Source organism: Leptolyngbya iicbica LK (assembly GCF_004212215.1).
GTDB classification, from domain to species: domain Bacteria; phylum Cyanobacteriota; class Cyanobacteriia; order Phormidesmidales; family Phormidesmidaceae; genus Halomicronema; species Halomicronema iicbica.
This window is the reverse complement of record NZ_QVFV01000002.1, coordinates 1,561,594-1,571,718: the sequence shown is the minus strand read 5'-3', so window position 1 is coordinate 1,571,718 and position 10,125 is coordinate 1,561,594. Positions and strand designations below refer to the sequence as shown.

7 protein-coding genes are annotated in these 10,125 nt (G+C 49.9%); 4 read left to right on the top strand and 3 right to left on the bottom strand.

The genetic code is table 11. The annotated features are described in order from the left end of the window. Window positions 1-82: 82 nt before the first annotated feature. The 3 genes from DYY88_RS14000 to DYY88_RS13990 form a co-directional block, all read right to left on the bottom strand. A complete protein-coding gene (locus DYY88_RS14000) occupies window positions 83-1,303 on the bottom strand; it encodes a type II secretion system F family protein (RefSeq protein ID WP_039727323.1) in 1,221 nt (406 codons plus the stop codon). Between the two features lie 258 nt (window positions 1,304-1,561). Next, window positions 1,562-2,683, bottom strand: coding sequence for a type IV pilus twitching motility protein PilT (locus DYY88_RS13995; RefSeq protein ID WP_039727325.1), 1,122 nt, complete (start codon window positions 2,681-2,683; stop codon window positions 1,562-1,564). Window positions 2,684-2,766: 83 nt separating this feature from the next. Continuing rightward, window positions 2,767-4,770: a GspE/PulE family protein gene (locus DYY88_RS13990; RefSeq protein ID WP_039727326.1), complete on the bottom strand. Its 2,004-nt coding sequence runs from the start codon at window positions 4,768-4,770 to the stop codon at window positions 2,767-2,769. Window positions 4,771-5,562: 792 nt separating this feature from the next. Between DYY88_RS13990 and grpE the strand changes: the two genes are divergently transcribed. From grpE to DYY88_RS13970, 4 genes are all read left to right on the top strand, one after another. After that, on the top strand, window positions 5,563-6,297 hold the full coding sequence (grpE, locus tag DYY88_RS13985) for a nucleotide exchange factor GrpE (protein WP_039727327.1): 735 nt from the start codon (window positions 5,563-5,565) through the stop codon (window positions 6,295-6,297). Window positions 6,298-6,673: 376 nt separating this feature from the next. Further along, window positions 6,674-8,635 carry a molecular chaperone DnaK gene (gene dnaK, locus DYY88_RS13980; RefSeq protein WP_039727328.1) on the top strand — a complete coding sequence of 654 codons (1,962 nt, stop codon included), beginning with the start codon at window positions 6,674-6,676 and terminating at the stop codon, window positions 8,633-8,635. A 102-nt stretch (window positions 8,636-8,737) separates the two neighbouring features. Then, window positions 8,738-9,868, top strand: coding sequence for a molecular chaperone DnaJ (gene dnaJ / locus DYY88_RS13975; RefSeq protein ID WP_039727329.1), 1,131 nt, complete (start codon window positions 8,738-8,740; stop codon window positions 9,866-9,868). Continuing rightward, the gene (locus DYY88_RS13970; RefSeq protein WP_039727330.1) at window positions 9,865-10,125 is read left to right on the top strand and encodes a sulfurtransferase TusA family protein; all 261 of its coding nucleotides are present in this window, start codon (window positions 9,865-9,867) and stop codon (window positions 10,123-10,125) included. The genes dnaJ and DYY88_RS13970 overlap by 4 nt, the downstream gene beginning before the upstream one ends.

Genomic DNA, 10,125 nt, shown 5'->3' with positions numbered 1-10,125 from the left:
TCTCAGGCGCACTTTCTCGGACTTCTCCCTGCGGCGTTCTGAATTTAATCAGGCTCTAAAACTTTTGTCCTTGTACTGAGGATTATCCGACAACTTCCATAATCTTAAACATGGGCAAATACATCGAGACCAAAATGGAACCGACCATCCCACCCAAAATCACAATCATGAAAGGCTCCATAATGCTAGTAAGGGCCTTCACTGCTTGCTCAACTTCATCCTCGTAAAAATCTGCCACCTTCATTAGCATTGCGTCGAGTTCCCCGGTTTCCTCGCCAATACTAATCATTTGAATCGCCATAGCAGGGAAAACTCGGTGTTTTTGCAAGGCAAGACTGATCATGCCACCTGTTTGAATTTCATCTCTTGCTTCGTCGATTGCATCTGAAATCACGCGGTTACCAGCCGTATCACGCACAATCTCTAACGAGGTCAAAATCGGCACGCCAGAGCGAGATAAAGAGCCAAAAGTGCGACAAAAGCGAGCAGTTGCAGTTTTCTGGACCAAATCGCCAAATAAAGGCAGCTTCAGAAACAGCCCGTCCATTGTGCGCTCTCCACTATCCGTTGCATAGTAACGCTTGTATGCAAATGAGACTCCAAACACTACCGCAGCAATGATGACCCAGTTCACCACATTGCGTAAGAAGGCGCTAATGCCCAACATAATGCGGGTGAATAGAGGCAACTGTGCTCCGAGTTCTTCAAAGATCTCGGCGAAAGTTGGCAACAGAAAAACTGTCATTGCCACAAAAATAATAATGGCAAGAAGAGAAACCGTGACCGGATAAGCCATGGCAGATTTGATCTGATTTTGTAATCGATTCAAATCTTCTAAGAGCTTAGCCAAGCGGTTCAGCACTTCATCTAAAACACCACCGACCTCTCCTGCTTGGACAAGACTGACATACAACTTGTCAAAACAACTGGGGTGCTTTGACATAGCTTCAGAAAGACTGGTGCCTTGCTGGACATCACTATTAATGTCTTCTAGTGCTCGTTTGAGCTTAGGGTTTGGACATTCTTCAGAAAGCACACCTAATCCTCGGACAAGAGCTACGCCAGCATTGACTAAGGCGGCAAACTGTCGAGAAAAAACTGCTTTATCTTTAACAGAGACAGAAGTGAGGGCCATGCTGATTGAATCCATCGAGAAGCTAAAGCCCTTCTCTTCTTTCAAATCTTGGATAAACAGCCCTTGTTCCTTTAGCAAATTGCGAGCTTCATTCGGATTTGATGCCGCAACTTTCTCTTTGCGCTCACGACCTGAACTATCTCGTCCAGTAGCAACATAAGTAGGCATAATTTTCAGACATCAACAAATAACGACTCGGCATCTCTCAAATGACACCTTTCTAGTAGCCCGTAGATATGCTCGCAACCGATGGTGAATTTGATATCGATACGTTAGCACACAGCATTTAGAGTGGTCCGCAGCAGTGTAAATTCTTTGCGTTGGTGCTCTAGACTTCAGCTGAATAATACTCTTTCAGCTGTTGAATGTGCTGAGTGGGTAAATCAGCTGCCAATGAACTAGCGATCATTGGCAGCACTCAAAAACTTACCGCCGTCGTCCTGCAGCTGCCTGCTGCTTAGCTGCCCCCGCGCCTATGCCTTCAAGCAATCGCTGTAGCTCATCAGGGCGTGATGTTTTTGACATTGCTGCTTCGAAGGAAATGCTTCCTTCTTTGTAGAGGTCAGCTAAGACTTTTTCTAAAGTCTGCATAGATAGTTTGCCACCCGTTTGGATAGCCCCATAAATTTGGGCTGACTTCCCTTCTCGAATTAGGTTGGAAATCGCTGGGGTGACGATCATGATTTCTTGAGCCATGACTCGTCCAAATTCACCTGGTTTAGGATTTGCCTTTGGTACTAAACACTGGCTAAGGACGGCGACGAGTGAGTTGGATAACTGTACGCGGACTTGAGTTTGCTGTTCTGGGGGAAAGACGTCAATCATCCGGTCAACGGTTTGAGACGCTGAACTGGTGTGCAATGTACCAAATACTAAGTGGCCTGTTTCAGCGGCTGAGATGGCTAGGGAGATCGTTTCCAAATCTCGCATTTCGCCCACTAGGATAACGTCTGGATCTTCCCGTAAAGCTGCTTTGAGGGCATTCCCAAAGCTCTTAGTATCTTCTCCAATTTGCCGTTGATGAATCAGGCTTTTGATCGGTTCGTAGACAAATTCGATCGGGTCTTCAACGGTCAAAATGTGCTCTGGTCGAGTCAAGTTGATCTCATTGATCATGGAGGCTAAGGTTGTGGATTTACCAGAACCCGTCGGCCCAGTAACCAGAATCAAGCCGCGAGGCTTTTCAGACAATTCACGAACGATCGGGGGTAAGCCGAGAACATCCATGCTGGGGATCTTTGAGCTTAGAGCTCGTAGGCAAGCGGCGTAGGTGCCCCGATCCTTATAAACATTGACCCGGAAACGTGCAAGACCTTTCACACCGTAGGAACAATCCAATTCCCAGTTCTGCTCGAGGGCTTTCCGTTGGCTATTGTTCAGCATACTGAAAATCAGCCGCTGGCAGGCTTCTGGACTCATGGGCTCGTGCTCTGTGGGCGTGAGCTTACCGCTAATGCGAATGTAAGGCGGGAGTCCAGCTGAGAGGTGAAGATCTGAACCGCCGCGCTCAATCACTTCTTCCATCAGGTCTTCAATCATCATTTCCATGGCATTACCTCGTGTGATTAGGGTGATTAGGGAATCGTCGGGGGAGCTGCTGGCTCACCGGTCAACTGACTGCTTGCTCAACACTAAGACTTAAATCTTGGTGTTAAACAATAGGGGCAATCGAGCCAATCTTGTTGCAGTTCTGCATGGCAGGTTTCGCAAGTTAGAGAACTCTTGCGGCGGGCTTTGAGTTCGGCTTCCAGTCCGGTGTCTGTAAAGGTGACTCGTTCCACCTCGTCGAGGGTTGTATAGCCCTGTCGCACCAGGTTAAGGCTGTAGGCGAGAAGTGTTTTCATGCCTTCTTCGACGGCAACTTCTTTGATTTGCTCGGTGGGTACGCCATCGGAGACGAGTTTTTGTAGGGTTTCGGTCATTTGCATGACTTCATAAACGCCGACTCGCCCCTTATAGCCAATACCCTGACATTTTTCACAGAAAGTGCCAGAGGCTTTGGCCTCGTTAATTTGTTCAAGGGATAAGACGTTAGCTTTGTAGATAGTGAGTTCTGAATCGCCGGCTGCTGTGAGACCAAATCGAGCGAGTTCTTCGGCGCTGGGGGTGTAAGCAATGCAGCACTCATCACAGACTTTGCGCATGAGGCGTTGGGCGAGGACTCCGATCAGAGAGCTTGATACCTGAAAGCCTTCCATGCCCATTTCTTCGAGGCGGGCGATCGCCCCTGCGGCATCGTTGGTATGTAGGGTCGTCAGTACGAGGTGTCCCGTCAGTGCTGCCTCAATTGCCGTCTTAGCCGTTTCGGGGTCGCGGGTCTCACCAACCAGAATGACGTCAGGATCTTGCCGTAAGAAGGCGCGCAAAATTGAGGCGAAATCCATCCCCTTTTCGCGAATGACCTGTACCTGAGTAATGCCCGGTAATGCATATTCAATTGGGTCTTCTGCTGTACTGATATTGATGCCGGGATCGTTGCGCTCAGACAGCAAAGAATATAGTGTCGTCGTTTTACCTGATCCTGTTGGTCCGGTCACCAAAATCAAGCCGTAAGGGCGAGACGCCATTTCTCGCACGATTTTGAGTGATTCTTCGTCGGTAATCAACTTATCGATACCCAACTGTGTCGATGAGTTATCCAAGATTCGCAGCACTACTTTTTCACCGTATCGACTCGGTAGGGTGCTCACCCGAAAGTCAATCTTGCGACCTTGAAACATCCGCCGAATCCGACCGTCTTGAGGCATGCGTCTTTCGGCAATATCCAACTCAGAAATAATCTTGAAGCGAGCTGTAACCGCAGGAATAATCTTTTTCGGGAATTTAGGAAACGACTCGCGCAGCACACCATCCTTACGGAAACGAATTCGCAGGAATTCTTCTTGAGGCTCAATATGAATATCGGAAACGCCTTCTTGCAACGCTTTCACTAATACTTTGTTGACCAAGGCAATCACTGGGGCCGCACCAGCATCTTGCAGAGCATCATTCAGATCCGCTTCTTCTTCATTGACGTCTTCGAGGGCCGACGCATCAAAATCTAGATCCTCTAGATCAGCCTGCACATCTACAGCCTGCTCCATGTCCCGTTGCTTTTCTTTGGCCACTTTTTCGTCTAAATAGCCAGAGATTAAACGTTGGTAATCCTCAACTGTAATGACCATCCGCCGCAGCCGGAGTCCTTGCGGGCGCAAGATTCGGTTCAGGTCATCTTGGGCTTCCAGGTTTTCAGGATCAACCATCGCCACCAACACTGAAGGATCTTCGCCTTCTTCACGGGATAGCGGAACTAGTTGGTGTCGACGGCAGATATCCACCGGGATCAAGGTGTCAATGAATTGACCGACTTGAGCTGATGACAGGGCATCGAGTTCAGGGTCGACTGATTCAATGCCGTAAAGAATTTTGAGTTCAAAGAGCTGCTGCTTTTTATACTGGCGGACGAGCTCGGGGGAGAGTTGTTGTCCGGTTAAAGATTCCAGAACGTCGGTCAGGGCTCGGCCTGATCGACGACTTTCCGCTAAAGCCTGCTGCATCTGCTCCCCATCGACTAGACCTGATTGAATCAGCTTGTTGCCAAAGGGAGAAAAGCTGCGTTGTAAAACGAGAGCGCGGCGCTGTGAGGAATTCGTCATAGCGGATGCAAGGGGACTAGGTGAATAAATCGGCAGAACCGAAAACGTCTGGCATGATGCACGGCATTAGTGTGCCCTCAAAGCCCTGAGATGTCATCAATTGAGCCTGCCAGAAACGAGCTAAGTGATGCTAGCAAGCTTGTTTGAACAGGATGCACCCCCGTAAAGGGCATCCGAGATGGCTCGATGATAGCCTTCTCATCATAAGTCTGTGCTTTTGGGCGCGAGCTTTGTTAAGGGATGTCAACTTTGAAGAGTGGAAGGCGAGCAGTCGAGGGATGCATTAGGGTAGGTCGCTCGGTGAATTCCCAATCTTGTTGGGGTAGGCGTGTAATCGACTGAATGACTAACTTGATTTTGGGGATCGCCGGTTGAAGACAGTGGCTAAATCACCAAGCTGAAGGGATGAGTGCGAAGAGTGGAGCGTTGATTGGCAGCGTCATCTGATGAGATGTTGATAATATCTGTCGCTTGTAGTCTGTCTTCTCGAGAGGGTGCGGACTGCCACATAATTTACCAAGACTTTATGAAAACTGGGTGCTATTGATGGCGAAAAATATGACTGGGCGGGCAACTTGAGTTACGAAGGGGGGATCGCTGAGTTCACGTTCTGTTGGCCCAGGGGCACTAGGCTACGAAGCGATTAGCCGTTAACATTAGTGGTCTGTTAGCGCAATAAATTGATATTTTTGCTATTAAGTCTTTGATCGGCGTTGGCGCGATCGCCCTTGAGTCTGCTCGAGGTATAGACGCGGCCTTTCCTGTGTAGAACTGTTTTAGGTTATGAGCAACATGGTTGACGAATCTCGACCCACAGATACTTCTTCGGAGAACTTCAACATGGCAGAAGAAAAGCCAATGGATGAGGTGGAAGAGTTGCGTGTGGAGGATGGCGCTATCGATATCGATGTCGAAAGCGCTTTTGTGGAGAGCACAGTTGAAGAATTAACCCAGGAAACCGACAGTCCCCCTGAAGCGACTGGTAGTTCTGAACCGGCTGCGAATGACGCTGGCATGGCAACTTTGCAGTCTGAGGTGAATGCCCTCAAGGCGCAGTTGGAAGATCGCACCAGTCAATACATGCGAATTGCGGCTGACTTTGAGAATTATCGTCGTCGCAACAGCAAAGAGCGTGATGAGCAAGAAGTGCAGATCAAGCGCAATACCATCACTGAGTTGTTGCCCGTGATTGATAACTTTGAGCGGGCACGGGCTCAAATTAAGCCTCAAACTGAGGCCGAAATGACCATTCATAAGAGCTACCAAAGTGTTTATAAGCAGTTGGTAGATTGCTTGAAGCGGTTGGGCGTCTCAGCAATGCGGGCAGAAGGTCAGGAGTTTGATCCCAATTTGCACGAAGCTGTGATGCGGGAACCGACGGCGGATCATCCAGAAGGTACTGTCATGGAGGAATTGGTGAGAGGCTACATGATTGGCGATCGCGTCTTACGTCATGCGATGGTCAAGGTCGCTGCAGAGCCCGAGCCCAGCAGCGGCGCGGCTAATGATGAAGCAGCCGATAGCTAGGTAGGGATGTTACCGATTAGGTGACGGCAAGCCACCGCGTGGCCATCGTGTCGTGTTGGCAGACACCAGCAAGATGACTGCTGACGGTATCAAGCAAGATGGCTGCGCTTAAATGTTTGATGTTTGGTGCTCGTTAAGCAATCGTAAGCTTTCCAGGCTGTTGACTCGGTCGCTTCACCCTAGCTAGAAGTAGGCGTTTTTTTAAGGTTTCTTGAACAAGGCTTATGACCTAGAGGCAATGTTGGGAATGCTGAACATCAGGGAGGCAAATTCAGGGGAAGATCCGGTTTACTCGGTGATTTCTTGGAAGATGAGCTAACGTTGAGTTGCGAAGGCGCTCCTGCACATTCATCCGAATCGTAAGAAGCTGCGAGTTATGGGCAAAGTCATCGGAATAGACCTGGGAACTACCAACAGCTGTGTCGCCGTTTTAGAAGGTGGACAACCTTTTGTGATTACCAATGTTGAGGGTGGTAGAACCACGCCTAGCATTGTCGGTTTTGGCAAAAATGGTGAACGGTTAGTTGGACAGCTCGCTAAGCGGCAAGCTGTGACCAATGCAGAAAACACCGTTTACAGCATTAAACGTTTTATCGGTCGTCGATGGGATGACACAAATACGGAGCGATCGCGAGTTCCCTATGTGTGCGTCTCTGGGCGCGACAACACTGTTGATGTCGAAATTCGCGGGAAAACTTATACCCCGCAGGAAGTTTCGGCGATGATTTTGCAAAAGCTGAAGCAAGATGCCGAAGCTTATCTGGGCGAAGATGTCACTCAAGCGGTAATTACCGTCCCTGCCTATTTCACTGATGCACAACGCCAAGCCACTAAAGACGCCGGCACGATCGCGGGCCTCGAAGTGTTGCGCATTATTAATGAGCCGACCGCGGCAGCTTTGGCTTACGGACTCGACAAGCAAGACCAAGATCAAACCATTTTGGTATTTGACTTGGGGGGCGGCACTTTTGATGTCTCGATTTTGCAGTTAGGCGATGGCGTCTTTGAAGTGAGAGCCACTTCTGGCAATAACCATCTAGGCGGCGATGACTTTGATAACGCGATCGCACAATGGATGATCGAAGCTTTCCGAGAATCCGAAGGCATTGACTTATCGGCTGATCGCATGGCTCTGCAGCGGATTCGAGAAGCCGCTGAAAAAGCCAAGATCGAGCTGTCTTCCATGCAAACTACTTCGATCAATCTGCCCTTTATTACCGCAGATGAGACTGGTCCCAAGCATTTAGAAATGAGTTTGAGCCGGTCTCAATTTGAACAGCAGGCAAAAGACTTAATTGAAGGCACTCTTGAGCCGGTGAAGCAGGCGCTGAAAGATGCTGACCTCGGCCCGGATGAAATCAATCGCATCTTATTAGTGGGCGGATCCACTCGGATTCCCTCAGTGCAGTCAGCTATTTCAGAGTTTTTTGGCGGGCAAGCCCCTGATCGCTCAGTCAATCCTGACGAAGCTGTGGCGCTGGGGGCCTCCATTCAAGCGGGGGTTTTAGGCGGCGAAGTCAAAGATTTGCTCTTACTCGACGTGACTCCTCTCTCCTTAGGTATTGAGACCTTGGGCGAAGTGTTTACTAAAGTGATTGAGCGCAACACCACTATTCCGACCAGTAAGTCTCAGATCTTTTCGACCGCCACGGACGGTCAAACCTCGGTTGAGGTACATGCCCTCCAAGGCGAACGCGCCATGGCTAAAGACAATAAGAGTCTGGGTAAATTCCAGCTCACGGGCATTCCCCCTGCACCCCGAGGCGTACCGCAGATTGAAGTCGCGTTTGAAATTGACGCCGACGGCATTTTGCAAGTCTCAGCTCGCGATAAAGGGACTGGACGCGCTCAGAGCATTCGTATTACCAACACTGGTGGCCTCAGCAAAGACGAAGTCGAAAAAATGCGCTTAGAAGCCGAAGACTTCGCTGATGAAGACGAGCGGCGGCGGCAGGTGGCAGACCTGATTAACCAGGCCGATAACTTGTTCTATAGTTATGAGGCCACCATGCGGGATAACAGTGAGCTGATGAGCCCAGCACTCAAAGCCTCCGCTGAAGAAAAAGCAACTGAGTTGCGTGTGGCAATGCAAGAAAAAGGGATCACCCCCGAAGAGTTACGGCAAGCCATGGATGGTTTACAGCAGGCTCTATTTGATATTGGTGCTACCTTGTATCGGCAAAACGGCGAACAAGACGGTGATTCAGTTGATTTTAATGTTGAGGTCTCTGACGATGAAGTGGCTGAAACCGTAGCTCAGTCCGCCGAGCCCCAAGAGGCAGATGATAGTATCGACTTAGATGCAACCATTACTGCTGATTACGAGGCGATTGACTAGCCTTGTTAACTGCTGGGAAAAGTCGGAATTTTAATTCCGACGACCTCCCGTAAAATGAACGAATGTATCTTAACGTTGACTCAGCATTGGCAATAAACGTCCATGGCGCGTGATTACTATGAAGTCCTTGGTGTTGCTCGCAGCGCCGATCAAGAAGAGATAAAGCGAGCCTATCGTCGCCTCGCGCGCAAATACCATCCTGACGTAAACAAAGAAGACGGCGCGGAAGAACTCTTTAAAGAGGTCAATCGGGCTTATGAGGTATTGTCAGAACCCGACGTCAGGGCCAGATATGATCGATTTGGCGACGCTGGGGTCGGTGGAGCCGCTGCTGGTGGTGGCTTTCAGGATATGGGAGATATGGGCGGTTTTGCCGATATCTTTGAGAGCTTCTTTGGTGGCTTCGGTGGTGCGACAGCGGGCTCTTCTCGCCGCCGGGGACCGAAACGCGGTGATGATTTACGTTTAGACCTTAAGCTCAGCTTTAAAGAGGCAGTGTTTGGGGGCGAAAAAGAAATCAAAATTGGCCATTTAGAAACCTGTAATACCTGTAACGGCACGGGGGCAAAACCTGGAACTCGTCCAGTTACTTGTACTACCTGCAGCGGTAATGGCCAAGTCAGACGCACGACTCGCACTCCTTTCGGAAGCTTTGCGCAGGTGTCGGCCTGCCCGACATGCAGTGGCACAGGCGAAATGGTGGAAGAGCGCTGTGAAACCTGTGGCGGCAGCGGTCAGCGTCAAGAAAGTAAGAAGCTGAAAATTACCATTCCCGCTGGGGTGGATAATGGCACTCGTCTGCGGGTCTCGGGCGAAGGAGACGCCGGCCAGAAAGGCGGCACTGCTGGCGATTTATACGTCTATCTCTTTGTCGAAGAAGACAGTCATTTTCGTCGCGATGGCATCAATATCCTGTCGGATTTGAAAATCACCTACTTACAGGCAATCTTAGGGGCCAAAATTGAGGTTGATACGGTGGATGGCAAGGTTGACCTAGAGGTGCCAGCGGGAACGCAGCCGAATACTGTACTGACGCTGGAAAATCGCGGCGTCCCGAAGTTGGGCAACCCCGTTAGTCGGGGAGCACATTTAATTACTGTGCAGGTGCAAATTCCGACACGGCTGAAGCCGGAAGAGCGAGAACTGGTTGAGAAATTGGCGGAAATGCGGGGCGATCGCGTCAGCAAGGGCGGCGGCATTGAAGGCTTTTTAGGGGGCTTGTTTCGCGGATGAGTGAGCCTGCCAGCAATACTGCCGCTGCGCCCGACCGTCAGCTAGATCTGAGAGGTACGCCCTGCCCGATCAACTTTGTTCGGACTAAGCTGCAGCTGCAGCAAATGCCTGCCGGTGAGTTGCTGGAAGTGTGGATTGATGGTGGTGAACCCGTTGTTCAGGTGCCCCATAGCCTCAAAATGGACGGCTATGTGATTGAGCAATTGATCGAAAAAGACCGTTACTATGCCCTACAGGTACGCAATACCCGGTCGTAA

What these genes read in the sequence shown, in the direction of transcription:
- DYY88_RS14000 (WP_039727323.1), bottom strand. Translation starts at nt 1,303, where the DNA reads ATGCCTACTTATGTTGCTACTGGACGAGATAGTTCAGGTCGTGAGCGC.
- DYY88_RS13995 (WP_039727325.1), bottom strand. Translation starts at nt 2,683, where the DNA reads ATGGAAATGATGATTGAAGACCTGATGGAAGAAGTGATTGAGCGCGGC.
- DYY88_RS13990 (WP_039727326.1), bottom strand. Translation starts at nt 4,770, where the DNA reads ATGACGAATTCCTCACAGCGCCGCGCTCTCGTTTTACAACGCAGCTTT.
- grpE (WP_039727327.1), top strand. Translation starts at nt 5,563, where the DNA reads ATGGTTGACGAATCTCGACCCACAGATACTTCTTCGGAGAACTTCAAC.
- dnaK (WP_039727328.1), top strand. Translation starts at nt 6,674, where the DNA reads ATGGGCAAAGTCATCGGAATAGACCTGGGAACTACCAACAGCTGTGTC.
- dnaJ (WP_039727329.1), top strand. Translation starts at nt 8,738, where the DNA reads ATGGCGCGTGATTACTATGAAGTCCTTGGTGTTGCTCGCAGCGCCGAT.
- DYY88_RS13970 (WP_039727330.1), top strand. Translation starts at nt 9,865, where the DNA reads ATGAGTGAGCCTGCCAGCAATACTGCCGCTGCGCCCGACCGTCAGCTA.